Annotated in this window: 24 protein-coding genes; 10 read left to right on the top strand and 14 right to left on the bottom strand. The window is 65.8% G+C overall.

What is annotated here, in order from left to right; genetic code table 11:
- Positions 1-54: 54 nt before the first annotated feature.
- Genes VM621_RS15365 through VM621_RS15350 form a run of 4 tightly spaced genes read left to right on the top strand, consistent with a single transcriptional unit; the run spans position 55 to position 6,101 of the window.
- Entirely contained in the window at positions 55-3,708 is a 3,654-nt protein-coding gene (locus VM621_RS15365; protein WP_325469836.1) for a response regulator, read from the top strand.
- A gap of 1 nt (position 3,709) precedes the next feature.
- Positions 3,710-4,549 (top strand): CheR family methyltransferase, encoded by an 840-nt coding sequence (locus VM621_RS15360; protein ID WP_325469835.1) that lies wholly within the window; start codon positions 3,710-3,712, stop codon positions 4,547-4,549.
- The gene (locus tag VM621_RS15355) at positions 4,546-5,115 is read left to right on the top strand and encodes a chemotaxis protein CheB (protein ID WP_325469834.1); all 570 of its coding nucleotides are present in this window, start codon (positions 4,546-4,548) and stop codon (positions 5,113-5,115) included. The genes VM621_RS15360 and VM621_RS15355 overlap by 4 nt, the downstream gene beginning before the upstream one ends.
- Positions 5,112-6,101 (top strand): diguanylate cyclase domain-containing protein, encoded by a 990-nt coding sequence (locus VM621_RS15350; RefSeq protein WP_325469833.1) that lies wholly within the window; start codon positions 5,112-5,114, stop codon positions 6,099-6,101. The genes VM621_RS15355 and VM621_RS15350 overlap by 4 nt, the downstream gene beginning before the upstream one ends.
- A gap of 1 nt (position 6,102) precedes the next feature.
- Here VM621_RS15350 and VM621_RS15345 read toward each other — a convergent pair whose 3' ends face one another.
- Positions 6,103-6,981 carry a LysR substrate-binding domain-containing protein gene (locus VM621_RS15345; RefSeq protein WP_325469832.1) on the bottom strand — a complete coding sequence of 293 codons (879 nt, stop codon included), beginning with the start codon at positions 6,979-6,981 and terminating at the stop codon, positions 6,103-6,105.
- A gap of 90 nt (positions 6,982-7,071) precedes the next feature.
- Between VM621_RS15345 and VM621_RS15340 the strand changes: the two genes are divergently transcribed.
- The 3 genes from VM621_RS15340 to VM621_RS15330 all read left to right on the top strand — a co-directional run bounded on the left by VM621_RS15340 (position 7,072) and on the right by VM621_RS15330 (position 9,660).
- Positions 7,072-8,085 (top strand): YeiH family protein, encoded by a 1,014-nt coding sequence (locus VM621_RS15340; RefSeq protein WP_325469831.1) that lies wholly within the window; start codon positions 7,072-7,074, stop codon positions 8,083-8,085.
- A 78-nt stretch (positions 8,086-8,163) separates the two neighbouring features.
- Complete coding sequence (locus tag VM621_RS15335; RefSeq protein WP_325469830.1) at positions 8,164-8,430, top strand: phosphopantetheine-binding protein; 267 nt, start codon at positions 8,164-8,166, stop codon at positions 8,428-8,430.
- Between the two features lie 6 nt (positions 8,431-8,436).
- A complete protein-coding gene (locus VM621_RS15330; protein WP_325469829.1) occupies positions 8,437-9,660 on the top strand; it encodes a beta-ketoacyl-[acyl-carrier-protein] synthase family protein in 1,224 nt (407 codons plus the stop codon).
- An 18-nt stretch (positions 9,661-9,678) separates the two neighbouring features.
- On the opposite strand, the gene VM621_RS15325 is transcribed toward VM621_RS15330, so the two are convergent.
- Genes VM621_RS15325 through VM621_RS15310 form a run of 4 tightly spaced genes read right to left on the bottom strand, consistent with a single transcriptional unit; the run spans position 9,679 to position 13,709 of the window.
- Positions 9,679-10,533 (bottom strand): hypothetical protein, encoded by an 855-nt coding sequence (locus VM621_RS15325; RefSeq protein ID WP_325469879.1) that lies wholly within the window; start codon positions 10,531-10,533, stop codon positions 9,679-9,681.
- On the bottom strand, positions 10,511-11,578 hold the full coding sequence (locus VM621_RS15320; RefSeq protein WP_414674551.1) for a GNAT family N-acetyltransferase: 1,068 nt from the start codon (positions 11,576-11,578) through the stop codon (positions 10,511-10,513). Before VM621_RS15320 ends, VM621_RS15325 begins: the two co-directional genes overlap by 23 nt.
- Before the next feature lie 17 nt (positions 11,579-11,595).
- Positions 11,596-12,999 (bottom strand): aspartate aminotransferase family protein, encoded by a 1,404-nt coding sequence (locus VM621_RS15315; RefSeq protein WP_325469827.1) that lies wholly within the window; start codon positions 12,997-12,999, stop codon positions 11,596-11,598.
- Entirely contained in the window at positions 12,996-13,709 is a 714-nt protein-coding gene (locus tag VM621_RS15310; RefSeq protein WP_325469878.1) for an MtnX-like HAD-IB family phosphatase, read from the bottom strand. Before VM621_RS15310 ends, VM621_RS15315 begins: the two co-directional genes overlap by 4 nt.
- Before the next feature lie 135 nt (positions 13,710-13,844).
- Here VM621_RS15310 and VM621_RS15305 point away from each other — a divergent pair, with 135 nt between their 5' ends.
- Positions 13,845-14,609, top strand: a complete 765-nt coding sequence (locus VM621_RS15305) for a MipA/OmpV family protein (protein WP_325469826.1) — start codon at positions 13,845-13,847, stop codon at positions 14,607-14,609.
- Positions 14,610-14,617: 8 nt separating this feature from the next.
- Here the strand turns inward: VM621_RS15305 and VM621_RS15300 are convergent, their stop codons facing one another.
- The 9 genes from VM621_RS15300 to VM621_RS15260 form a co-directional block, all read right to left on the bottom strand.
- Positions 14,618-15,397, bottom strand: a complete 780-nt coding sequence (locus VM621_RS15300; RefSeq protein ID WP_325469825.1) for a type II CAAX endopeptidase family protein — start codon at positions 15,395-15,397, stop codon at positions 14,618-14,620.
- Between the two features lie 88 nt (positions 15,398-15,485).
- Positions 15,486-15,800: a non-heme iron oxygenase ferredoxin subunit gene (locus tag VM621_RS15295; protein ID WP_325469824.1), complete on the bottom strand. Its 315-nt coding sequence runs from the start codon at positions 15,798-15,800 to the stop codon at positions 15,486-15,488.
- Positions 15,797-16,330, bottom strand: a complete 534-nt coding sequence (locus VM621_RS15290) for a GNAT family N-acetyltransferase (RefSeq protein WP_325469823.1) — start codon at positions 16,328-16,330, stop codon at positions 15,797-15,799. The genes VM621_RS15295 and VM621_RS15290 overlap by 4 nt, the downstream gene beginning before the upstream one ends.
- A 21-nt stretch (positions 16,331-16,351) precedes the next feature.
- Positions 16,352-17,599, bottom strand: a complete 1,248-nt coding sequence (locus VM621_RS15285; RefSeq protein WP_325469822.1) for a cysteine desulfurase — start codon at positions 17,597-17,599, stop codon at positions 16,352-16,354.
- A 35-nt stretch (positions 17,600-17,634) separates the two neighbouring features.
- Positions 17,635-18,960, bottom strand: coding sequence for a Fe-S cluster assembly protein SufD (sufD, locus tag VM621_RS15280; RefSeq protein ID WP_325469821.1), 1,326 nt, complete (start codon positions 18,958-18,960; stop codon positions 17,635-17,637).
- A complete protein-coding gene (sufC, locus tag VM621_RS15275) occupies positions 18,957-19,742 on the bottom strand; it encodes a Fe-S cluster assembly ATPase SufC (protein WP_325469877.1) in 786 nt (261 codons plus the stop codon). The genes sufD and sufC overlap by 4 nt, the downstream gene beginning before the upstream one ends.
- Positions 19,743-19,759: 17 nt before the next feature.
- Positions 19,760-20,167 carry an ACT domain-containing protein gene (locus VM621_RS15270; RefSeq protein ID WP_325469820.1) on the bottom strand — a complete coding sequence of 136 codons (408 nt, stop codon included), beginning with the start codon at positions 20,165-20,167 and terminating at the stop codon, positions 19,760-19,762.
- 2 nt (positions 20,168-20,169) lie between these two features.
- On the bottom strand, positions 20,170-21,630 hold the full coding sequence (sufB, locus tag VM621_RS15265) for a Fe-S cluster assembly protein SufB (RefSeq protein ID WP_325469876.1): 1,461 nt from the start codon (positions 21,628-21,630) through the stop codon (positions 20,170-20,172).
- A gap of 14 nt (positions 21,631-21,644) precedes the next feature.
- Complete coding sequence (locus VM621_RS15260; protein ID WP_325469819.1) at positions 21,645-22,097, bottom strand: SUF system Fe-S cluster assembly regulator; 453 nt, start codon at positions 22,095-22,097, stop codon at positions 21,645-21,647.
- 488 nt (positions 22,098-22,585) lie between these two features.
- On the opposite strand from VM621_RS15260, the gene VM621_RS15255 reads away from it, so the two are divergent.
- Together VM621_RS15255 and VM621_RS15250 are read left to right on the top strand one after the other, a co-directional pair.
- Positions 22,586-22,924 (top strand): P-II family nitrogen regulator, encoded by a 339-nt coding sequence (locus tag VM621_RS15255; RefSeq protein ID WP_107914437.1) that lies wholly within the window; start codon positions 22,586-22,588, stop codon positions 22,922-22,924.
- Complete coding sequence (locus tag VM621_RS15250) at positions 22,914-24,245, top strand: ammonium transporter (RefSeq protein WP_325469818.1); 1,332 nt, start codon at positions 22,914-22,916, stop codon at positions 24,243-24,245. Before VM621_RS15255 ends, VM621_RS15250 begins: the two co-directional genes overlap by 11 nt.
- The last annotated feature ends 281 nt before the right edge of the window (positions 24,246-24,526 follow it).

The following is a 24,526-nucleotide window of genomic DNA, read 5'->3' as shown; positions in this document are numbered from 1 at the left end:
GAACGCTACGTAACGGTGGCATTGTTCCTCCCTGAATCCCTGAACGGTCACGGCATGTCATCGAACGAAAAGAAACGCAGCTGGCTCGCAGACCAACCCCTGCAGCGCAAGATCCTGATCGCGATCGGCGCATTGCTGGCCCTTTTCGTCGCCGCCTGCGTGGCCAACCTCGCCTCGCTATGGCGGGAAAACGATACCCGGGCATGGACCACGCACACCTACGTGGTGCTCATCACCCTGGCCGACGTGAACGACGACGCCCAGGCTCGCCAGGTCGCCGCGCGCGGATTCCTGCTCAACCAGTCCGATAGCGAGTACGCCGACTTCGAGACAGCCGACCGCGGCCTGGCCCGAAGCCTCGCCAGCCTGCGCCAGATGACCGCCGACAATCCGCTGCAGCAGTCGCGCATCGACCGGCTGCAGGACATGCTCGACCGCTGGAAGGATGAAGTCGTCAAGTACGCGCTGGCGCCGACCCGTGCCATCGGCAATGCCGCCACGCCCGAAGGCGCGCTCGCACGCGAGTCGATACGTCACGAATACCTGGCGCATCGCACCGTCCTGATGAGCGACGTAGGCAAGCTGATCGACGAGATGTCGACCACCGAGCGCGTGCTGCTCGACAAGCGCAACAGCGCGCTGGACAACGTGCTGGCCGCGACGAAATACATCGATATCGTTTCGCTGGTCGCCTGCCTGGCGTTCGGCTTTTTCATCATCGGCATGACCTTCCGCCTGATCACCCGCCCGATCGTGCGCATGACCGAACTGATGACGCGCCTCGCCGCACACGACCACGATATCGAGGTACGCCAGCTCACCCGTCGCGACGAGATCGGCGAGATCGCGCGCGCCCTGCAGGTATTCAAGGAAATGTCGGTCGAGACGGCGGGCCAGACCTGGCTGAAGTCGACGGTCACGGCGATCTCGAACACGTTGCAGGGTGCCAACACCTATCGCGAGTTCGCCAATGCATTGGTGACCGAGCTGGTCCCGGTGATGAAGGCTGGCCTCGGCGTTTTCTATCTGTTCCACGAAGAGACCGGCCGCCTCGAACGGCTCGGCACCTATGGTTTCAAGGAGCGCCGCCATCTCACCCCGGAATACCAGCTGGGCGAAGGCCTGGTCGGCCAGGCGGCGATCGAGCGGCGCACGATCGTCCTGCAGGATGTTCCCGACGACTACACCCGCATTCATTCGGGGACGGGCGAAGGCGCGCCGCGGAGCATCGTGGTATTGCCGGTGACCTCGCGCGATCGCCTGCTGGGCGTGGTGGAGATCGGCAGCTTCGCGCACCTCACCCCGATCGAGGATCGCCTGCTCGAGGAGCTGATGCCCATCGTCGCCCTTTCCCTGGAGAATCTCGGTCGCGCCATCAGCACCCGCGCGCTGCTCGAGCGAACCCAGAGCCAGGCCGACGAACTGCGTGCCTCCGAAGAGGCCCTGCGCAGCCAGCAGGAAGACCTGCGCGCGACCAACGACGAACTCAAGAGAAAGACCGGCGAACTGCAGGAGCAGTCGCAGCGTCTGGTCGCCTCCGAAGAAGAACTGCGCGTGCAGACCGAGGAGCTGCATGCCTCGAACGAGGAACTCCGCGAAAAGAGCGTCACCCTCCACGAGCAGAAGGAGGCGCTCGAGGCACTCCAGCGGGACACCCAGGACAAGGCCGAGGAACTGGCTCGTGCAAGCCAGTACAAGTCCGAATTCCTCGCCAACATGTCGCACGAGTTGCGTACGCCGTTGAACAGCCTGCTCATCCTTTCGCGCAGCCTGGCCGACAACGACGAGGAAAACCTCTCCGGCGATCAGGTGGAATCGGCGCGGATCATCCACGACGCCGGCTCCAACCTGCTGCGCCTGATCAACGACATCCTCGATCTGTCCAAGGTCGAGGCCGGCAAGATGGAGCTGGTGGTCGACACCTTCCCCCTCGCCGACCTCGCGCGCACGCTGGCCCGGACGTTCAACCACGTCGCCCAGGAGAAGAAGCTGGCGTTCTCGGTGGAGGTGGAACCGGGCCTGCCGGAATCGATCCGCACGGACGGCGCCAAGCTCGAACAGGTCGCCAACAACCTTCTCAGCAATGCCTTCAAATTCACCGCCACCGGAACGGTAGGCCTCCGTGTTTCCCGCCCGCCGGCGGACGCCACGCTGCCTGCCGGGCTCGTCCCGGGGACCTCCGTCGCCATCGCCGTGAGCGACACCGGCATCGGTATTCCGGCCGACAAGATGCAGCGCGTTTTCCACGCCTTCGAACAGGTGGATGCCAGCACCAGCCGGCAGTACGGCGGCACCGGGCTCGGGCTGGCCATTTCGCGACGCATCGCGATGCTCCTCGGCGGCGATATCGTTCTCGCCAGCGAGCCCGGACGTGGCAGCACGTTCACCGTCTACTTGCCGGAAGAGGCGCCCGACATGGGCCGCACGGCCGAGGTCGTGCCGCTGCAACAGGCGGCGGCCGAAGCGACCCTGCCACTTTCCCCGGGTCTTCTCGCCGACACCATCGACGACGACCGCGCGTCCATCGGCCCAGGGGACACGATCATCCTCGTGGTCGAGGACGACCCGGCCTTCGCCCGGATCCTCGCCGACATGGTCCACCGCAAGGGCCATCGCGTGCTCGCCGCGGCGGATGGCGAATCCGGCCTCGCCCTGGCCAGGCGCTATCGCCCCACCGGCATCCTGCTCGACGTCATGCTGCCCGGCATGGATGGCTGGACCGTGATCGAGCGCCTGAAGAACGACGTCGCCACGCGACACATCCCGGTGCACTTCATCTCGGCGACCGACGACGCCACCCGCGGCCTCGAACTCGGTGCCGTCGGCTTCCTGACCAAGCCGGTCAGCCGCGAGGCCATCGCGACCGCCTTCGACCGCATGCTGCATTTCGCGACCGGCCGGACGCGCCAACTCCTCGTGGTCGACGACGACGCCAGCGCGCGTACCGCCGTGCGCACCCTGCTGAAGGACGACTCGGTGGTGATCGAGGAGGCCGCTTCGGGCGAGGAAGCCCTCGAGAAGGCCACCCACACCGCCTTCGACTGCATCGTGCTCGATCTCGGCCTGCCGGGCATGTCCGGCATCGAGTTTCTCGAACATCTCTCGCGCGGCGACCACACGCCACCGGTCGTCGTCTACTCGGGACGCGACCTGAGCCGCGAAGAGAGCATGAAGATCCGCCAGTACACGGACAGTATCGTGGTCAAGGGCGCCCGCTCGCCGGATCGTCTCCTCGACGAGGTCAGCCTGTTCCTGCATTCGATCCGCCATGGCGGCGGAGCACGCGACGAAGCCGCCACCGCGGCCGGCGGCGTGGACGAAGCCAGCCTGCGCGGTCGTCGCCTGCTCCTGGTCGACGACGACATGCGCAACCTGTTCGCCCTGTCGAAGGTGCTGCGGGCCAAGGGTATCGATGTGGTCATGGCCCAGGACGGGCAGAAGGCGCTCGATACCATCGACACCGACAAGGGCATCGAGCTGGTGCTCATGGACATCATGATGCCGGTCATGGACGGCTACGACACCATGCGCGCGATCCGCTCGCGTCCCGGGGTCGCGAAGGTGCCGATCATCGCGCTCACCGCCAAGGCCATGCGCGGCGACCGCGAGAAGTGCCTGGAGGCCGGTGCGAACGACTATCTCTCCAAGCCGATCGATGTCGACCGCCTGCTGTCGATGATCCGCGTTTGGCTGCCGACCAGGAGCTGAGGTGGACGTCGAAGACATCGAGGTACAGCTCTTCGTGCGCGCCATGCAGTTGCGCCACGGCTACGATTTCAGCGAGTACGCGCCGGCGTCGCTGAAGCGTCGCGTGCAGCAACTGGTCCGCACCCACCACGCGGCCTCGATCAGCGAACTCAACAGCCGGCTGCTCCACGAGGAAGGTTTCGTCGCACGCGTGATCGAGGGCCTTTCCGTACCGGTTTCGGAGATGTTCCGCGATCCGCCGGTCTTCCGTGCCCTGCGTGACAAGGTCTTTCCGGTGCTGGCCTCCTATCCAGAGATCAACATCTGGCAGGCCGGCTGCGCGCATGGCCAGGAGGTCTACTCGCTGGCCATCCTGCTCGAGGAGGCCGGCCTGTACGAGCGCTCGCGCATCTACGCGACGGATTTCAACGACGCCGCGCTGGCCGTCGCCGGCGAAGGCATCTATGCCACGCGCGAGGCACGCGACTGGTCGCGCAACTACATGGAAGCCGGCGGTGGCCGTTCGCTGAGCGACTATTACAGCGCCCGCTACGACTTCATCAAGCTCGACCATCGGCTGCGTCGCAACGTCACCTTCTTCAACCACAACCTGGTCACCGACGAAGTGTTCTGCGAAGCACACCTCATCCTTTGCCGGAACGTACTGATCTATTTCAGCAACCCCTTGCAGGACCGCACGCTCGGGTTGTTCCGCGACAGCCTGGTGCGCGGTGGCTTCCTCTGCCTGGGCACGCGCGAGAATATCGACTTCTCGCCGGCCGCCGCCGGTTTCGCCGACATCGACCACGCACTGCGCATCTATCAGGTCGGCGGCAACGGCGCGAGGGCATTGGCGCGATGACGGCGCGACGGGCCATCGTGATCGGCTGCAGCGCCGGGGGACTCACCGCCCTGCAACGCCTGCTGCCCGGCCTCGATACACGCCTGGGCGTGCCGGTGGTCATCTGTTGCCATACCGGCTCGGCCGACGTGTCCATCCTGGTCTCCCTGCTCGACCGTTACGCCAGCCTCCCCGTGGTCGAGGCCAGCGAACGCGCGCCCGCCGATCCCGGCGTGATTCATGTGGCACCGAGCGGTTATCACCTGCTGGTCGAGCCGAACTTCCATTTCTCGCTGAGCGTCGATGCGAAGGTCGCCTATGCGCGACCTTCGATCGATGTGCTTTTCGAGACGGCGGCGGATGCCTGGCAGGACGGACTGATCGCCGTGTTGCTGACCGGCGCCAACTCCGACGGTGCCCAGGGTCTGGTCGCCGTACGCCGCGCCGGCGGCTATGCCATCGTGCAGGATCCCCTCACCGCGGAAGCGGACGCCATGCCCCTCGCCGGGCTGCAAGCGGCAGGCGCCGACGCGTGCCTGCCGCTGGACGCCATCGCGGCCAAGCTAAACGAACTGTGTCTGCCATGAATACGAATCGCCCCAAGATCCTCGTCGTCGACGACACCCACGCCAACCTTGTCGCCATGCGCCGGCTGCTCGCGCGCGCCGATGCCGACATCTTCGAGGCCGCCAGTGGCAACGAAGCGCTGGCGCTGTGCCTGGACCACGAGTTCGCACTCGTTCTGCTCGACGTCAACATGCCTGAGATGGACGGCTTCGAGGTGGCGCAGTTCATCTCCGAAACCGATCACCTCAGCGAGACGCCGATCATCTTCGTGACGGCGGCGTACGCCGATGACATCAACCGCATCAAGGGCTATACGGCCGGTGCGGTCGATTACATCGCCAAGCCGATCAACGATGTGATCTTGCAATCGAAGGTGAAGATCTTCCTCGAGCTCTATCGTTCCCGCGCACTGCTCCAACAGGCGCTGGACGAACTGTCGTTGCGCAACGAGCAGCTCACCACCGAGGTGGCCGAGCGCGCGCGCATGGAGCAACTGGTGCGCCACCAGGCGACGCACGATGCGCTTACCGGCCTACCCAATCGCAGCCTCTTCCGTGACCGCCTGGAGGAAGCCATCGACTTCGGCGATACGGACGGCGGTTCGTTCGCTTTGGCCTACATCGACATCGACGGCTTCAAGGGCGTCAACGACGGTCACGGGCACGCGGCCGGCGACGCCCTGCTGAAGGCGATCGCGGGGCGCCTCGACGGCCGCACGCGCGACTCGGATACTGTCGCGCGCCTGGGTGGCGACGAGTTCGCGGTGCTGTTGAACGACGCCGCCGATGCACAGGCCGCCCTCGCCCGTTGCCAGACCCTGTGCGATGCGATCGCCGAACCCTACACGCTGGAAGTCAACGGGTCGCGAACGGGCGTCACCATCGGTGCCAGCATCGGCGTGACGCTCGTCCTTCCTGGCGACGCGTACGATCGCGTCGTCGCCGCCGCCGACTCGGCCATGTACGAGGCGAAGCGATCCGGCAAGAACCGTTGCGTCCTCGGCTGACTCATCGGAGGCTGGCCAGAAAGGCTTCCATCACCGCGCCGCGATAGCGCTGCCGATGCAACAGGATGGACAGGGTCCGCGTCAGGTCCAGGAACGGCGTCGGCAAGACGGCCAGGCGACCGGTTTTCACCGCGTCCGCGATCGCCACCTCGGGCAAACAGGCGATTCCCAGTCCCGCGATCACCGCCTGCTTGATGGCCTCGGACTGGTCCAGTTCCAGGACCACCCTGCTTTCGGGCAATGCCGCCAGCGCCTGCTCGCTGAGCGCACGCGTGGCCGATCCACGCTCGCGCAACACCCAGCGCGAGCCGGCGAATTGCTCACGCTTGAGCCGGACCTTGCCGGCGAGCGGGTGGTCGGGCCGGGCACAGACGACGAGACGATCCTGGCGCCATGGACGGGCTTCGATCGCAGGGTGATTGACCGGTCCTTCGACACAGCCGATATCGAAATCGTGATCGAGAACGCCCTGGGCGATGCGCGCCGTGTTGGCGACGCCCAGCCGTAACGCCACGCCGGGATGCTCGCTGGCGAAGGGTCCGAGCAGGTCACCCACGAGGTAGTTGCCCACCGTGTTGCTCGCCCCGATACCGATATCGCCGGCCAGGCCGGCCACCGAGCCCTCGGCGCGGCGACCGAACTCGGCGTGGCGTTCGATCAGCTCCCGCGCGAGCGGCAGGAGTTCACGACCGCGGTCGTTCAGCCGGAGGCGGCCGCGCTCGCGGGCGAACAGCGGCGATCCGAGTTGTCGCTCCATCTCGGCGAGGGCCATGCTCGCCGCGGGCTGGCTCAGGAACAGGCGCTCGCTTGCCGCGCGCACGCTGCCGGCCGTGGCGACGGCAACAAAGACTTCGAGCTGGCGCGGACTGATCGCATGCATAAGTATCTCTTATACAGTTCATCAGGCTTTTTCAATATTCTTATTCCCGGCAGCACCGGACAATAGGCCGTCGCCCCAAGGATCGCCCCCGTGTCCACTGTCGCCGTTCCGCCCTCTTCCGCGTCTCGCCTGCCGGGGATTCTCCTGGCCCTGTCCGTCGCCGCCGTGGCCTTTGGTCTTGGCCGCCTGGTGCCGCTCATCGGCGGCGCCGTCTGCGGCATCGTCCTTGGCATCCTGGTACGCCATTTCGCCCCACCGGAGGAGCGTTTCCAGCCGGGCATTCGCTTCGCCTCGAAGCAGGTCCTGCAGTGGTCCATCATCGCGCTGGGCTTCGGCCTCAGCCTTTCCCAGGTGGCTCATACCGGCATGGAATCGCTTTCGGTGACGCTGGCCACGGTCGCGGCAGCAGGCCTGGCCGCATGGATCCTCGGCCGCGTGCTCGGCGTGCACGACAAGCTGAAGCTGCTGATCGGTGTAGGCACCGCCATCTGCGGCGGTTCGGCCATCGCGGCGGTGGTTCCCATCATCAAGCCCGACGAGCACGACACGGCGTTCGCCATCTCGACGATCTTCCTGTTCAACCTCGTCGCCGTGCTGCTCTTTCCCGCGATCGGCCATGGGCTGGGTCTCTCCGATCTCGGTTTCGGCCTCTGGGCGGGCACGGCCATCAACGACACGTCGTCGGTGGTCGCCGCCGGCTACAGCTACAGCCACGCCGCCGGCGATTTCGCCACCATCGTGAAGCTCACCCGCGCCACGCTGATCATTCCGATCAGTCTCGGGATCGCGCTGATCGTCGCCTGGCGCGAGAAACGCAGTGGCAGCGGCGATTTCAGCCTGGCGAGGATCTTCCCCTGGTTCATTCTCTGGTTTCTCGTGGCATCGGGCATTCGCACGGCCGGCCTCGTTCCCGACATCGTCCTGCCGATCATCCACTTCGCGGCCGAGTGCCTGATCATCGTCGCCCTGACCGCGATCGGTCTTTCGGCGGACCTGCGGCGAATGGCTTCCACCGGTCCGCGCCCCATCCTGCTCGGCCTGGGCGTCTGGGCTGCGGTTGCCCTGACCAGCCTGCTGGTACAGCATCTGATCGGGCGGTGGTAACCTCGGTTCCAAAGGTCTAGCACAGCATGAGGGCCTAGATTGACTCACGCGGTCCACTAACACCGGGAGGCTATCGTCATGACTGCTGATGCCGAATCAAGAGTTCTGGATATCGTCGCGGCGCAGAGCGGCAAAGATCGCGCTACGCTGACAACCGCGTCCACGCTGAAAGAGCTGGAAGTGGACTCCCTCGAGGCGATCGAGATCGTGTTCGAAATCGAGGAAGCGTTCGGTATCCAGCTCGCCCAGGAACAGGGGCGCCTCGACACCGAAACGCTACAGAGCCTGGTCGACGCCGTGAACGCGGCGCTCGCCGAGCCCGGCCGTTCCGCCGCGGCCTCCTGACCGCCCATGCCGCACCCGGAAGCGTCGCGCGTCGTCGTTACCGGCATGGGCGCGGTCAGTGCCCTCGGCAACGATGCCGACGTGATGTGGCGCGCCCTTGCCGCAGGCCGCCCCGGCATCGAAGCGCTCGTCCACCCCCGGCGGGACGACCTGCGCGTGAAGGTCGCCGCCCAGGTGAAAGGCTTCGATCCCCACGACTACCTCGACGACCGCGCCATCAGCCTGATGGACCGGGTCTCGCAGTTTGCCGTGGTGGCTGCCCGGGAAGCGGCGTCACAGGCGCAATTGCCGACCTTGCGGGCGAGGGGCGCGCGCGTCGCGGTCATCATCGGCACGGGCGTCGGCGGCGAAACCAGTCGGGATGAAGAAAGTCGCAAGCTGTACGCGGAAGGCGCCGCACGCGTTCATCCCCTGAGCATCGTGCGGACCATGTCCAGCGCACCGGCCAGTCACATCGCCATCGCCTTCCAGAGCACCGGTCCAACCTTCGGCGTCACCAGCGCCTGCGCTTCGTCCAACCATGCGATCGCCCAGGCAGCCCTGTTGATCCGCGCCGGCGTCGTCGACCTGGCTATAGCGGGCGGTGCCGAAGCCTGCCTCAGCTTCAGCGTGCTGAAGGCATGGGAGGCGATGCGCGTGCTGGCCGACGACACCTGCCGGCCGTTCTGCCTTCAGCGACGCGGACTCGTCCTGGGTGAAGGTGCGGGCATCTTCGTGCTCGAATCGCTGGCGCATGCCATGGCGCGTGGCGAGCAGCCGCTTGCCGAGCTGGCAGGTGTCGGGATGAGCTCCGATGCGGGCGACATCGTCGCACCCTCGGCCGAAGGCGCCGCCGCGGCCATGACCGCGGCCCTGAACGACGCAGGCCTCGAGCCCGGGGATATCGACCACATCAATGCGCACGGCACCGGCACCGTGGCCAACGACGTCACGGAGACCCAGGCCATTCATCGGGTTTTCGGCGAGCATGCCTCTCGCATCGCGATCACATCGACCAAATCCATGCACGGCCACGCGCTAGGCGCGGCGGGTGCGCTCGAACTGGTGGCGACGATCGGCGCGTTGCGCGAGAGCCTCGTACCGCCGACGATCAACTTCACCGAAGCGGACCCGCAGTGCGACCTCGACGTGGTGGCGAACAGCGCACGCCGCCTGGACGTACGCGCTGCCCTTTCGAATTCGTTCGCGTTCGGTGGGCTGAATGCGGTGCTGGCGTTACGGCGCTGGTGAGCGCCGGGCGCGGCGCGCTCAGATCAACGCGAGAAGCCGCTCGTTCAACGCATGCTGCTCGGCCTGCCATTCGGCCAGACGCATCGCGTCGATCTCTTCCTGGCCATCCATCGCGCTCAGGCGACGCTTCCACCATGACGTGTATCGGTACCGGGAGATCTCGCCGGTAACGTCGCTGGCGACGACCCGACCGCGCACCGCGTCGAGGATTGCCGCGCCACCCGCTTCGCTCAGCGTGCCCTGGTCCCAGTTCGTCCGGGCCACGTCGGCGGCGTAGGCGTCCTTGTCGATCGAAAGATAGACGGGCTCGGAGCTGTTCGCCTGCATGGCGACGAAGGCATCGACCATCTCCGCCGACGTCGCGTGCGAGCGGAACGCGTGACCGAGACCGACCTTCGCGGCCCAGCCGGTGTCCACGCCCGTCGACCAGTAGGTCAGCTTGCCGGCGCGCAGCGGGCCCAGGTAGTTCTCCCACGCATGACCACGCCCGATGTCGGCCGAGGTGATGCCAATCACGTGAACGTGACTCACACGCGGAAGCATGGCTACGCGGCGCACCCAGGAACCGCAATGCACCCCGAACGGGAAACGCATGTTGTCCGGATGGTTGTCCAGGACCACGACCTGGAAACGCTCGCTCCCGCGCACGCGCGCCACGAGGGGCCAGGTCAGGTGGTGGAAGTCGCCGCTACCGAGGAAGACGGTGCCGTGAACCTGCGGCATCGTTTCATCCAGCATGGTGCCGAAGCGACGCAGGCGTCCGAGCGAGCAGCCGAAGCGAATCGATTCCTCCCAGTCACGCAGCGGAAGCACGAGGCGTCCGGCCAGCGGCCCGACGGAACCGTCTACATCAAGAACGATCGGTTGCCGCATCATGGCGAGCCTCCCACTGGCTGTCTGGCTCGAAACGATGAGCGAGGCGGCGAAGGATAGCGCGCAGGACAGGGTTGCGCACGAAGACCGCATGTCGCGTCACATGGAACCGCGCACCCAGCGAGGCCTTCACTTCGGGATCGGTCCACCCAGCCACGTAGTGCGTGAGCCCACGCGACAGCGCGTACTCGAGATTGACGAACCAACTGACGAAGTACAGGTCGAGCTCACGCGCGGCGGGGTAGACAAACCCCACGTATTTGTCGAGCAGCTTGCCCGCGTGCTCGTAGCAAAGGTTCCAGCCGATCAGTTCGCCGTCCGCGCGGTAGGTGAAGACCACTCCACCGGGCTCGCGCAGCGCAGCGGCGAAGAACTCGCGTGTGAGCTTGTCGAAATGCACCTCGCTCTGCGCATACACGTTCTCGAACAGCGCGTAGTACGCATCGACCACGCTCTCCTCGGCAAAAGCATCGCCGGTCGGCACGACGTCCACTTGCAGCCGGTCGCGCGAACGCAGCTTGCGACGAAGATTCTTCCGACGCGACGACGACAGTCGCGACAGGTAGTCGTCCGTCGAGGTGAAGTCGATCGGCACATAGGCCAGCGCCTGGCCTTCGACGATCAGGTAGCCGCTCTCGCGCGCGGCGTCGACGAAGCGTGCGGTCCACGCTCGATCGCTCGCACTGGTCAGCGGCGAGTCGAGCGCGAGGTCCTTCACGATCAATAAGGGATAGGTGCGTCCGGGCCCGCGTGCCCAGTCTGCGGCGACCGCGGCCGGATCGCTGGCGGCGACGAACAGGGAGTATTCCGACACCGTCGTGCCCGCGAAACAGGTACGCGGGGTGAGCAGGCGCTTGAGCATGGCCTGCAACGGCAGGCGCGCCACGCGCCGGCGCAAGTCGGCGTCGGCGGTGGTGAGTAGATCGAAGGGCGCCACGAAAAGTGGCGCGCCATCCGCCGCGGGGAATGGGGTGAACCCCCGCGGCGGATGGCGCTGGAAATGCCCGAGCAGTGCATCCGGCTCGAGCTGGTTCACAAACGCCACCGCAAGGCTGCCGGTTATCAGCCGCGCTTGGCCAGCGTCAACAGCTGGTCGAGCAACGCGATGGCCAGGTCGATTTCGTCGTGCGAGATATCGAGCGACGGGGCGAACGTGATCACGTTCTTGTACCAGCCGCCTACATCGAGCACGAGACCGATCTTCTTGCCATTGTGGGTGAGCCCGCCGGCGAGGCCGATGTCGACCATGCGGTCAAGCAGCGCCTTGTTCGGCGTGAACCCGTCGTCGGTGCAGATCTCGGCGCGCAGGGCGAGGCCCAGGCCGTCGACGTCACCGATTTCCTTGTGACGCTTCTGCAGGTCGCGGAGACCGTCGAGGAAGTGCTTGCCCTTCTCGGCCACGCGCGTGCCGTAGTCGAGCTCGTAGCCCATCTTGATCACTTCCAGGCCCAGCGCGGTGCCGAGCGGATTGGAATTGAACGTGGAGTGGGTGGAGCCCGGCGGGAAGATCTCCGGGTTGATCAGCTCTTCGCGCGCCCAGATACCCGACAGCGGGTTGAGGCCGTTGGTCAGCGCCTTGCCGAACACGAGCACGTCGGGCTGCACGCCGAAGTGCTCGATCGACCAGAGCTTGCCCGTGCGCCAGAAACCCATCTGGATTTCGTCGACCACCATCAGGATGCCGTACTTGTCGAGCACCTTCTTCAGGTCGATGAAGAAGTTCTTCGGCGGGATCACGTAGCCGCCGGTGCCCTGGATCGGTTCGACGTAGAACGCGGCGTATTCGGCCTCGCCCACTTTTGGATCCCACACGCCGTTGTATTCGGTTTCGAACAGGCGAGCGAACTGGCGCACGCAGGCGTCCGAGTACTCTTCCGGCGTCATGCCCTTCGGGCGGCGGAACGGATACGGGAACGGGATGAACTGCGCGCGCTCGCCGAAGTGGCCGAAGCGGCGGCGGTAGCGGTAGCTGGAGGTGATCGACGAGGCGCCGAGCGTGCGCCCGTGGTAGCCGCCTTCGAAGGCGAACATCAGGCTCTTGCCGCCGCGCGCGTTGCGCACGAGCTTGAGCGAATCCTCCACCGCCTGCGCACCGCCGACGTTGAAATGGCAGCGACCGTCGAGACCGAACTTCTCCTTGGCGTCGACCGCGATGGTCTTGGCCAGTTCGATCTTGCCCTGGTGCAGGTACTGGCTGGCAACCTGCGGCAGCAGGTCGATCTGCGCCTTCAGGGTGTCGTTGAGGCGCTTGTTGCCGTAGCCGAAATTCACGGCCGAGTACCACATCTGCAGGTCGAGGAACGGGATGTTCTCGCTGTCGTAGATGTAGCTGCCTTCCGCGTGACGGAAGATCTTCGGCGGATCGACATAGTGCACGGTGTCGCCGAAGGAGCAGTACTTCGCCTCGTCGGCGAGCAGGGTGGCGTCGTCGATGACGACCTGCGGGGTCTTGGAGAGGATGGTCATGCGGAAATTTCCTGGACGCTCGTCGCGATAATGGGCATTACGGTCTGCGGCAGCAGAGTGCCGTCGATCAGGGCGGGAAGCAGTTCGATGGCTTCGTCGAAACTGGCGATCGGCACGTAGGGAATGCCGGCGGCACGGCAGTGCTCGATCAGACGGTTCTTGGCGAAGACGAAGTCCACGCGATCGGCGGCGCAGAAGTCGGACGCGCCGTCGCCGATCAGCAGGGTCTTGCCGCCACGCGCCTTGGCCACTTCGGCGCGAGCGCACTTGCAGGTGCCGCTGCGGCAACCGGCCACGCTGTACGGCGAGGTGAGATTCCACGCCCGGGTGTCCGTCTGGTTCAGGTGATTGGCCACGGTCGGCAGGCTGTCGATGCCGTGACTGGCGAGGATCGCGTGGATGGCGTGGTCCAGACCGTCGCTGACGATCTCCATGGGGATGCCGCGCTCCCTGGTCGCCTTGACGAATCCGGCAAAACCGTGGTCGATGTGCAGACCGGCGAGATGACGTTCCAGTTCGGCGCGGCTCATGTCGAGCAGGGCCACCTGCCCGGCCATGCACACGGCCGAACCGATCACGCCTGCACGCCAGTCGCGCTCAAGGATTTCCCAACCCGGGCGACCGAAACGGTCCAGTAATGAGTCGATGACGTCCTCGACGGCGATCGTGCCGTCGAAGTCGCAGAGGATGTTCCATTTGGTTGAGCTCAGCACGACGTATTCGTCCTTTTTTCAGGATGCTGCGCAGGCTACGTCTACTCCCTTTCGAACCCCTTTCCCGGTGATGAAAGCGTGAGCTAAGCCGAATTGTGGCATGCTCTGGCCATCCTGTTCCCGGCTCTTCACATGCGACGTTCGTGTTTCGCCGCCCTGCTCCTGCTGGCAGCCTCCGCAGCCGTCCACGCCGACGACGAAACCACGCCGACTTACGCGTTCGGCGCAGGCGCACAGCGCATGCCCGCCTGGCAGGGCTCGAAGGACCGGCGCAACCAGGGTATGCCGTATGTCGACATCGATATGCCCGGTCTCGGCGAACTTTCGACGGCGGATGGCCTCACGGTCGACCTGATCCACGCCGAGCATTGGCACGGCGGCCTGTACGCCAACTGGCTATGGGGCCGTACGCGTAACGACCTGGGCTCCCTGGGTGGCAAGGTGGCATCCCTGTCGCCACGGTTCCAGGGCGGCGGCTATCTCGAATACGCCTTCACGAAGGCTTTCAGCGTAGGCGGCCACGTGGCGCACGACACCAACGGCGCCGGTGCGTACGTGGCGCTTTACGCCGACTATAAACTGCCCGACATCTGGTACATCCAGCATTCCATCGAGCTGCAGGTGGAAGGCATGAACGGTCCGGCCATGCGTCGCTTCTTCGGCGTCACGCCCACCGAGGCAGCCAATCTGGGCACGCGCGCATGGCGCCCGGGCGCTGGCGGCCAAGCCGCGGACATCGAGTACGACGCGTTCATTCCCACCTCCCGGCAGACCGGCTTCGCTCTGGCGGTGACCTACGGAAAGCTGTTCGGCGGTGCTGCCTCGAGCCCCCTGGTGAGCCACTTCGGGTCGACCCGCCAGGTCACCGAGACCCTGGCCTTCGTGTACCACTTCTGAGCCGAGGGTCAGGCCAGGTCGGCATCCATTCCGTCGCGCTCGAACGATGTCGGGATCGCGAACAAGACGCCCATCATGACCAGGTGCGCCGCCGCCGAGAGGAACGGCGACCACGACGTCGACAGCGCCTCGTACGGCAGGATGTCCCCGATCAGCACGTTGGCCAGGTTCCATCCCCAGTGCAAACCGACAGCCAGCCATAACGAGCCCGTACGTGCCACGGCCGTGGCGTAGGCCAGGCCGTAGCAGAAGAGCATCGCCCACTCGGAAGGCCCCTGTCCCCAACGGTAGATAGGGTTCAGGGCATAAAGCGCACTGGATGCGAGAACGAACACCCAGGGCTGCCAACGGACGCGAACGGCGCGATACGGGAACCCTCGCGTGAGGATGTCCTCGGCCAATGAGGGCACGAAGGTCACCACGAGCGCCCAGGGAATGGACGAGAGGAAAGACACGGCGGCCGCCGGCGTCGACTCGGGCGCGCGCGCCGCATAGACGTTCAGTGCCATGCCAACGCAGACAGCGACGTACTTCATGAGCAACGCGAGCGCGAGGCCACCGACCAACAGCAGCGGCGCCCCACGTCGCCATTCCAGCGCATAGGCCTCGTAGCCGCGAAAGCCCAGCCAGCGACCCAACGGCCAGGCACCGACGACCATGGCGAGAAGAAAGACGGCCTGGACGGACACACTGCCGAGCAGGCGCGCGCCGATGCCTTCGGCCGCCTGGTACAGAACGAACAGGAGCGCGAACGCGAGCGCGGTGCGCCGACGGTCGGTCGAAAGCATGGATTCCCCAGTACGAGTGTCGCCGCGGCAAGCTTAGGGCGTGAATGCGTTGCGCGCCATAGGCTGAAGCCAGACTACGCGGGCCCGCTCAGCGATCGTCGCGGGTCCAGATGGCGCCATCGCGCTCGTCGACCGGGAACACCGTGACCGGCTCGTAGGCCGGAGGACAGGTGACCTCGCCCGTGCGCAAGTCGAATCGCGCGCCGTGGCGCACGCACTCCACCTCGAAGCCGACCACCGGGCCACCGGCCAGCTCGCCGCCGTCGTGCGTGCAGACATCCTCGATGGCGTAGAGCGCACCGTCGATGTTGTAGACGGCGATGGCCGTATCGCCATCCCATACCACCTTGAACTCGCCCGGCAGGAGTTCGCTGCGCGTGCCGACACGGATCCATGCGCTCATCGGTGCAATTCCTTTACCAGGTACTCGAAGCGAAGGTCGTCGCGCTGCGGCAGGCCAAAACGTTCGTCGCCGTAGGGAAAGGGTTTGGTGCGACCGGTGCGGCGATAGCCACGGCGTTCGTACCAGGCAATGAGTTCCGCGCGGATGTCGATGACGGTCATCTCGATGCGCTCGCAGGCCCATTCCTCGCGGGCGATACGTTCGACTTCCTCGATCACCTGCCGACCGATACCGGAGCCCTGCAGGGGTGGATGCACGGAGAACATGCCGAAATAGCAGACCCGCCCCTGGCGCTCGATATAACAGGAGGCCCCGATCGCACCGTCGCGCTCGAACAGGACGAAGCGGCCGTTTTCGCCGGTCAACAGTTCCTCGATCTCGGTGATATCGGTGCGCCGGCCATGCAGGAAATCGGCCTCGGTGGTCCATCCGGCGCGACTGGCGTCGCCGCGATAGGCGGACTCGACCAGGGCGGCGATCGACGAGGCGTCGGCGACGGTGGCGGTGCGGAAGGTGTGTGTCGGGGTCATGAGCAAAGGGGCTTATTCTGTCTAGACAAGGAGCTTGCGCACCTTGCCGATCGCCTCGATGAAGCCGTCGACCTCGGCCTTCGTGTTGTAGAAAGCCAGCGAGGCGCGCAGCGTCGCGGGGACGCCGAAGAAGTGCATCAGCGGATGCGCGCAATGATGACCCGAGCGAACGGCCACGCCCTGCAGGTCGAGCAGCGTCGCCATGTCGTTCGCGTGCGCGCCCTCGAGCAGGAACGAAACGACCGGCTCCTTCTCCTTCGCGCGACCGAAGATCCGCACGCCCGGCAGGTTCTCGATCGCGTTCGTGGCATAGGCCAGGAGATCCTGCTCGTACGCCTTGAGGCGGTCGAAGCCGATGTCCTCGATGTAGCGGATCGCCGCGGCCATACCCGCGAAACCGGCGATATTGGGCGTACCGGCCTCGAAGCGATGCGGCGGATCGGCGAACACCGTGCCGTCGAAACGCACCTCGCGGATCATCTCGCCGCCGCCGAAGAACGGGGGCATCGCCATCAGGTGCTCACGCTTCGCCCAGAGCGCTCCGGTGCCGGTGGGCGCGAGCATCTTGTGCCCGGTGATGGCGTAGAAATCGCAGCCCAGCGCCTGCACGTCGATGCGACGATGCGGCGCTGCCTGCGAACCGTCGACGAGCAACGGGATGCCGCGCTTGCGGCACTCGCGGGCGATCTCGCGGATGGGATTGACCGTGCCCAGCACGTTGGAGACGTGGCCGACGCAGGCCAGCTTGACCTCGGGCGTGAGCATCTCGACGTACTTCTCGACGATCAGGTCGCCATTGGCGTCGATGGGCGCCGCTTTCACGGTCGCGCCCGTGCGTTCGGCGACGAGCTGCCAGGGCACGATGTTCGCGTGATGCTCCATCACCGTGGTGAGGATCGCGTCGCCGGGCTTCAGGCGAGGCAGCGCATAGCTGTACGCGACCAGGTTGATCGCCTGCGTGGTGCCCGAGGTGAGGATCACCTCGTCGCGCGAGGTTGCGTTGACGAAACGCGCCAGGGCATCGCGTGCGCCTTCGTAGGAGGCCGTCGCTTCTTCGCCAAGCTGGTGAACGGCACGCGCCACGTTGGCATTGTGCTGGCGGTAGTGGCGATCCACCGCCTCGATCACCGACACGGGCTTCTGGCTCGTGTTGGCGTTATCGAAGTAGATCAGCGGCTTGCCGTGGACGGTGCGCGACAGCAGCGGGAAGTCGGCGCGGATGCGCTCGATGTCGAGCGGCAACACCGCTGGCTCGGGCTTGGCGTTCATGGCTTGGCTCCGGTATTCGGTGTCGGGTATCGGGGTTACGGGGCGGACGGGCCGCTGGGCAGGTGTGCGACCAGCAGCTCGCCCAAATGCTCGCGCAAGGCCTCGTTCGGCAGCGATTCGAGCGCCGCACGGCAAAACGCCAGGGTCAGCAGGCTGCGTGCCTGCGCCAGCGGAATCCCGCGCGAACGCAGGTAGAACAGCGAACGCTCGTCGAGCTGGCCGATGGTCGCGCCATGCGCGGCCTTGACCTCGTCGGCGTAGATCTCGAGTTCCGGCTTGGTGTCGATTTCGGCCTGCGCCGAAAGCAGCAGGTTCTTGTTGCTCAGCGCGGCGTCGCTGCCGTCGGCACCTTGCGCCACGACGATGGCACCACGGAACACCCCGCGCGAGCGGCCATCGGCGATACCGCGCCAGAGCGCGTCCGATGTGGTGTCACGCGCGTTGTGGCGCACCTCGAGCTGGGTGTCGACGTGCTGACGGGCGCCCAGGGCGAACACGCCGCGCGAATCGAAACGGGCACCATCGCCGACGAGTTCGCCGGTGAGTTCGTGGCGCACCAGCGTTCCGCCAAGCTCCAGCGCGTGGACGGTCGCGGTGCCCTTCGCCTCGACGCGCACGTGGCCGCGACGGACCAGGGTCGTCCCGGCAGAAGCATCCTGCAACACGGCCAGCCCGAGGGTGGCACCTTCACGCACCACGACATCGGAAACGACCGTACCCAGCTGGGTGGCCTCGCCCAGGGAGACGAAATGCTCGACGACCTCGACGCGGGCACCCTGGCCCACGTCGATCAGCACGCGCACATGCCACGCGGTGTCCGCCTGTGCGCCGCTCGAAACGTGCACGAGGTGCACCGGCTTCGCGACGACCGTGTCGTCGGCGATGCGCAGCACCAGGCCGTCGAGGGCCAGCGCCGCATTCATGTGAGCGAACGCATCGGCGGCGCCACGACGGTAACGATTGGCCAGCGCGAAGCGCACTGGTTCCGGCTGCGTGGCCAGTGCCACGCCCAGCGGTGCCAGCGAAACGCCCGTCCCGGCGTCGAGCGAAGAAAGGTCGGCACGGAACGCGCCGTCGACGAAGACGGCACGCGCGCCGTCGACACCCGGCAACGCGTAGGCCGCGGAATCCACCGCGATCCCGTTTGCCACGCCGGCATCGGCAAGCGAGAACGCGCGCTGCGACAGCGCGCGAAGCGGCGTGTACTTCCAGGACTCGTTGCGCGACTCGGGCAGGCCGGCCTCGGCGAGCGACGCCAGGTTCTCGCGACGCGCGGCATCGAGCCAGGCGATGCCGCTGGACGGAACGGTCGCGGCGGCATCCAGCGCCGCCCGCACGAACGGGGACGGCACGGGAGTCATGCCGGCGCTCCGGCGAGATCGGCCTTGCGCAGCTCCGGGTGCGTGTCGGCGAGCCAGGCATAGCCTTGTTCTTCGAGCTTCAGGGCGAGGCTCTTGTCGCCGCTCTCGACGATGCGGCCGCCGGCGAGCACGTGAACGAAGTCCGGCTCGATGTAGTCGAGCAGGCGCTGGTAATGGGTGACGATGAGGAAGGAGCGCTGCGGCGAGCGCAGCGCGTTGACGCCCTCGGCGACCTGCTTCAGCGCGTCGATGTCGAGACCGGAATCGGTCTCGTCGAGGATCGCCAGCTTCGGCTCGAGCACGGCCATCTGGAATATCTCGTTGCGCTTCTTCTCGCCACCGGAGAAGCCTTCGTTCACCGCGCGGTGGAGCAGGTCGTCGGAGATCTGCATCACCTTGAGCTTCTCGCGCACCAGCTTGAGGAAGCGCATCGAATCCAGCTCTTCCTCGCCCCGGTACTTCCGCTGCGCGTTGAGCGCGGCACGCAGGAAGTAGGTGTTGTTCACGCCCGGAATTTCCACGGGGTACTGGAAGGCCAGGAACATGCCGACCGCGGCGCGTTCTTCCGGCTCCAGCGTAAGCAGGTCACGCCCGTCGAAATGCACCGAGCCTTCGGTGACCTCGTAACCGTCACGCCCGGAAAGCACGTTGGCCAGGGTCGATTTACCCGCGCCGTTCGGTCCCATGATCGCGTGCACTTCACCGGGCTTCACGGTGAGCGAGAGGCCTTTGAGGATCTCCTTGCCTTCGACGCGGGCATGGAGGTTGTCGATCGTAAGCATGTGCATGGTGCTGTCCGTCAGGGCGTGAGGTGCGACAGCGCGTCGAGCGCGTCGTCGCGGCGATCCCAGGGCACGAAGAGGTGATCGTGCAGGAACGCGGATACGGGGTTGCAGGGAATGCCGCGCTTGGCCAGCGCGGCGGAAACGGCGGCCATCAGGCCCACCGCGGTAAGACTCGATTGCACGCGCAGGGTGATGCGCGCCCAGAGCATGCGCTCGTTGCCGAGGGTCTCTTCGTCGACATCGACGATGAGCGTGGTGCCCTCGGCCTCGCGAAACATCATCAGGGCGTCGGCCATGCGCTCGCGCGCCTTCTCATGAGAGGCGTGCAGGAAACGCTTGGGCACCGGGTCGAGTTCGGGATCCAGCGCGGCCAGCAGCGCGCGCAGATCGGTCAGGCCCGGGGCGGAGCCGGCGATGCCCATGCTCAGCCCACCGCGCCTTCGAGGGAGACCTCGAGCAGCTTCTTGGCTTCCACGGCGAACTCCATCGGCAGCTCGCGGAACACCTGCTTGCAGAAGCCGTCGACAATCATCGATACGGCGTCTTCCTCGCCGATGCCGCGGGAGAGGCAGTAGAACAGCTGATCGTCGGAGATCTTCGAGGTGGTGGCCTCGTGCTCGACGATCGCGCTCGGGTTCTTCACTTCCATGTACGGGAAGGTGTGCGCGCCGCATTTCTTGCCAATGAGGAGGGAATCGCACTGCGTGTAATTGCGTGCGCCATCGGCGCCCTTCTCGATCTTCACCAGGCCGCGATAGCTGTTCGAGCTGCGCCCGGCGCTGATGCCCTTGGCGACGATCTTCGACTTGGTACCCTTGCCGATGTGGATCATCTTGGTGCCGGTATCGGCCTGCTGGCGGTGATGCGTAAGCGCCACCGAGTAGAACTCGCCCACCGATCGGTCGCCGCGCAGCACGCAGCTGGGGTACTTCCAGGTGATCGCCGAACCGGTCTCGACCTGGGTCCAGGATATCTTCGAATCCGCACCGCGGCAGTCGCCGCGCTTGGTCACGAAATTGTAGATGCCGCCGACGCCGTTCTCGTCGCCCGGGTACCAGTTCTGCACCGTGGAGTACTTGATCTGCGCGCGTTCGAGCGCGACCAGCTCGACCACCGCCGCATGCAGCTGGTTCTCGTCGCGCATCGGCGCCGTGCAGCCTTCGAGGTAGGACACGTAGGCGTCGTCCTCGACGACGATCAGCGTGCGCTCGAACTGCCCGGTGTTGATCGCGTTGATACGGAAGTAGGTCGACAGTTCCATCGGGCAACGCACGCCCTTGGGAATGAAGACGAAGCTGCCGTCGGAGAACACGGCCGAGTTGAGCGCGGCGAAGTAGTTGTCGCCGGTGGGAACCACGCTACCGAGGTACTGGCGCACGAGATCGCCGTGTTCGCGGATCGCCTCGGACATCGAGCAGAAGATCACGCCGGCTTCGGCCAGTTCCTTGCGGAAGGTGGTGCCGACCGAGACCGAGTCGAAGACCGCATCGACGGCCACGCCGGCCAGCCGCGCTCGCTCGTGCAGCGGCACGCCGAGCTTCTCGTAGGTTTCAAGCAGCTTGGGATCGACCTCGTCGAGCGACTTCGGGCCGGCCTTCGGCGCCGAGTAGTAGCTGACCGACTGATAGTCGATCGGCGCGATGTCGAGCTTGGCCCAATCCGGTTCGGGCATGGTGAGCCAGTGCCGGTAGGCGGAAAGGCGCCACTCGGTCATCCACTCCGGCTCGCCCTTGATCGCGGAGAGCTGGCGGACGATGTCCTCGCTCAGGCCGGGCGGAAGGCTGTCGGATTCGATATCGGTGACGAAGCCGGCTTCGTAGCGACGATTGAGCGCCTCTACCACTTCGGCGTTGTCGCGTACCGGGGCTGCCACGTCGCGTGTCATGTTCTCACTCTCGTTCATGCGTTCGCCTGCGCGACCGGGGCCGCGTCCTTTGCCGGCGCCGTCGGGCGCCCGGCCAGCATCTGAGCCAGGGTCATGGCGCGCAGCACGCCGCCGATAGCCCCGGAAACCGAGCGCCAGCTGTCGCTGACGCCACATTGGGACTGACGGTCGCACTGGCCCTGGGCCACGCTGCATTCCGTCATCCCGATCGGCCCCTCCATCGCCTCGACGATGTCGGCGAGGCTGATCGCCTCGGCCGGCCGCGCCAGCCGGTAGCCGCCGTTGACCCCGCGAAACGATTCCACCAACCCCGCGTGGCCGAGCAGCTTGAGCAGCTTCGACACCGTGGGCAACTCCAGGCGCGCCTCATCGGCGATCTGGGCGGTGCTCAGAACGTCGGCAGGGTGCGCGGCGATGCAGGTCATCACCACGGTCGCGTAATCGGTCAATCGGCTGACACGGAGCATCGAGGAAGGGGGACATTCAATACCGGACCAAAATGGTACTGTTTTCCGCCCGACTGTGCAATCCGAAGGCCCTTTGTGGGAGGCCAATGGATCTTGTGGAGGCCAATGGATCTTGTGGAGGCCAAGGGATCTTGTGGAGGCCAATGGATCTTTGGAGGCCAAGGGATCTTGTGGGAGCCGATTCATCGGCGATCCCGCGGCAGCGGGCCAGCGTGTCGCGAGCACCCTATCGCCGATGAATCGGCTCCCACATCTATCGCCGATGAATCGGCTCCTACAACCATCGCCGATGAATCGGCTCCCACAAGGAGCTTCACAACATTAGCCCCATTATGGGGAAATGTATCGACCAATTCGGTGCATAGGTGAAGTATCCCCGCCGACGTTTTCTCCCTTATGCCGCACCGCACAAGGCTTCCGGCGTCTCCATGCACGCTGGCACGCATCCTGCTCCCTCTCCCCCAGTCCAACCATGGGGAGCAACGGTAGTGAAGTGGATCAACGCGATCATCAAGCCGTTCACGCTGGACGACGTTCGGGAGGCCCTCGCCGAGGCGGGGGTGCAGGGAATGACCGTGACCGAGGTCAAGGGCTTCGGCCGGCAGCACGGACACACCGAGCTTTATCGCGGCGCCGAGTACGTCGTCGATTTCCTGCCCAAGCTGAAGATCGAGATCGCCGTGACCGACGAGCAGCTCGAACGCGCCGTGGAGGCGATCAGCACAGCCGCACGCACGGGAAAAATCGGCGACGGCAAGATCTTCGTCATCGACCTCGAACAGGCCATCCGGATCCGCACGCAGGAGGTCGACGCCGATGCGCTCTAACTTCGCACGCCTTTTCGCCGCCACATCCGCCTTCGCGCTCATCCCCTGCAGCGCCTTCGCCCAGGCGACCGTTCCGGCGAGACTCGACTCCGGCGACACCGCCTGGATGCTCACCGCGACGATGCTCGTGCTGCTGATGACCATCCCTGGCCTGGCCCTGTTCTACGGTGGCATGGTGCGCGCCAAGAACCTGCTCTCCGTCCTCATGCAGTGTTTCGCGATCACCGCCCTGGTCACCATCCTGTGGGTGGTCTACGGCTACTCCCTGGCCTTCGACAACACCGGCATGACGGCCGGCACGACCAACCTGCATTCCTTCATCGGCGGTCTCGGACACGGCATGCTGGCCGGCCTCACGCCCGGCAGTCTCTACCAGACCGTTCCCGAAGCCGTCTTCGTGATGTTCCAGATGACCTTCGCCATCATCACGCCCGCGCTGATCGTCGGCGCGATCGCCGAACGAATGAAGTTTTCCGCCCTGCTCGTCTTCACCGCGCTGTGGTTCACCGTCGTCTACCTGCCCGTTGCGCATATGGTCTGGGGTGGCCCGGGCTCCTTCCTCGGCGATCTCGGCGTGCTCGACTTCGCCGGCGGCACCGTGGTGCACATCAATGCGGGCATCGCCGGCCTGATCGGCTGCCTGGTCATCGGCAAGCGTCGCGGCTACCCGACGACCGCCATGCCACCGCACAACCTCGGCTACACCCTCGTGGGCGCCAGCATGCTGTGGCTGGGCTGGTTCGGCTTCAATGCCGGTTCCGCCGTCGCCGCCAATGGCAGCGCAGGGATGGCCATGCTGGTGACGCAGATCGCCACCGCCGCGGCAGCCATCGGCTGGACCGCCATCGAGTGGATGATCCACCGCCGGGCCAGCGTGCTCGGCATCGCGTCGGGCGCCGTGGCCGGGCTGGTCGCCATCACCCCGGCTGCGGGTACCTGCGGCCCGGGCGGGGCACTCGTGCTTGGTCTGGTCGCCGGCGTGGTCTGCTTCTTCAGCGCCACGACCCTCAAGCGCCGGTTCGGCTACGACGACTCGCTCGACGTCTTCGGCGTGCACGCGATCGCCGGCATCATCGGCGCCTTGCTTACCGGACCACTCGCCGCACCGGCACTCGGCGGCTTCGGCACCGTCACGGACCTCGGCCTGCAGCTGTGGATCCAGTTCAAGGGTGTGTCCTTCACCGTCGTCTACAGTGCCGTACTCAGCTATGCCATCTTCAAGGGCATCGCGGTAACGATGGGCTTGCGTGTCGACGAGGAGCAGGAGCAGATCGGCCTCGACCTGGCACTGCACGAAGAGCGCGGCTACAACCTTTCGTAAATGGCCTACTGTGAACTGACCCCCGGACGTTGGAGACCGTCCAGTCTCCGGGGGTTTTTCATGACTAAGTACGACTAGGCGTTCAAGTTAAAGATTGTGAGGCCGAGGGCATCGGTTCAACGGCTCGTGCCGCGGCGAGTGCTGACGTGGCGGCGCAGAGCCTTCGGTGCCCACCCTCGCTGCTCAGACAGGTCCTCCGCGTTCGGTGCGGAAGGCCGCTTCGCGGCGTGTCTTATGTGGCCTGCGGCCGCTCACTTGTGCGGAACTCGCCTCGAGGGTGG

The sequence above is a fragment of the Luteibacter sp. genome, from assembly GCF_035539195.1.
In the GTDB taxonomy this organism is placed as follows: Bacteria; Pseudomonadota; Gammaproteobacteria; order Xanthomonadales; family Rhodanobacteraceae; genus Luteibacter.
The sequence above is the reverse complement of the archived record's forward strand: the minus strand, read 5'-3'. Positions and strand labels throughout refer to the sequence as shown.

Excerpts from the sequence above, each read along its gene's own strand:
- VM621_RS15365 (WP_325469836.1), top strand. The coding sequence starts at position 55 with ATGTCATCGAACGAAAAGAAACGCAGCTGGCTCGCAGACCAACCCCTG.
- VM621_RS15355 (WP_325469834.1), top strand. The coding sequence starts at position 4,546 with ATGACGGCGCGACGGGCCATCGTGATCGGCTGCAGCGCCGGGGGACTC.
- VM621_RS15350 (WP_325469833.1), top strand. The coding sequence starts at position 5,112 with ATGAATACGAATCGCCCCAAGATCCTCGTCGTCGACGACACCCACGCC.
- VM621_RS15345 (WP_325469832.1), bottom strand. The coding sequence starts at position 6,981 with ATGCATGCGATCAGTCCGCGCCAGCTCGAAGTCTTTGTTGCCGTCGCC.
- VM621_RS15335 (WP_325469830.1), top strand. The coding sequence starts at position 8,164 with ATGACTGCTGATGCCGAATCAAGAGTTCTGGATATCGTCGCGGCGCAG.
- VM621_RS15330 (WP_325469829.1), top strand. The coding sequence starts at position 8,437 with ATGCCGCACCCGGAAGCGTCGCGCGTCGTCGTTACCGGCATGGGCGCG.
- VM621_RS15325 (WP_325469879.1), bottom strand. The coding sequence starts at position 10,533 with ATGCGGCAACCGATCGTTCTTGATGTAGACGGTTCCGTCGGGCCGCTG.
- VM621_RS15315 (WP_325469827.1), bottom strand. The coding sequence starts at position 12,999 with ATGACCATCCTCTCCAAGACCCCGCAGGTCGTCATCGACGACGCCACC.
- VM621_RS15305 (WP_325469826.1), top strand. The coding sequence starts at position 13,845 with ATGCGACGTTCGTGTTTCGCCGCCCTGCTCCTGCTGGCAGCCTCCGCA.
- VM621_RS15300 (WP_325469825.1), bottom strand. The coding sequence starts at position 15,397 with ATGCTTTCGACCGACCGTCGGCGCACCGCGCTCGCGTTCGCGCTCCTG.
- VM621_RS15295 (WP_325469824.1), bottom strand. The coding sequence starts at position 15,800 with ATGAGCGCATGGATCCGTGTCGGCACGCGCAGCGAACTCCTGCCGGGC.
- VM621_RS15290 (WP_325469823.1), bottom strand. The coding sequence starts at position 16,330 with ATGACCCCGACACACACCTTCCGCACCGCCACCGTCGCCGACGCCTCG.
- VM621_RS15285 (WP_325469822.1), bottom strand. The coding sequence starts at position 17,599 with ATGAACGCCAAGCCCGAGCCAGCGGTGTTGCCGCTCGACATCGAGCGC.
- sufD (WP_325469821.1), bottom strand. The coding sequence starts at position 18,960 with ATGACTCCCGTGCCGTCCCCGTTCGTGCGGGCGGCGCTGGATGCCGCC.
- sufC (WP_325469877.1), bottom strand. The coding sequence starts at position 19,742 with ATGCTTACGATCGACAACCTCCATGCCCGCGTCGAAGGCAAGGAGATC.
- VM621_RS15270 (WP_325469820.1), bottom strand. The coding sequence starts at position 20,167 with ATGGGCATCGCCGGCTCCGCCCCGGGCCTGACCGATCTGCGCGCGCTG.
- sufB (WP_325469876.1), bottom strand. The coding sequence starts at position 21,630 with ATGACACGCGACGTGGCAGCCCCGGTACGCGACAACGCCGAAGTGGTA.
- VM621_RS15260 (WP_325469819.1), bottom strand. The coding sequence starts at position 22,097 with ATGCTCCGTGTCAGCCGATTGACCGATTACGCGACCGTGGTGATGACC.
- VM621_RS15250 (WP_325469818.1), top strand. The coding sequence starts at position 22,914 with ATGCGCTCTAACTTCGCACGCCTTTTCGCCGCCACATCCGCCTTCGCG.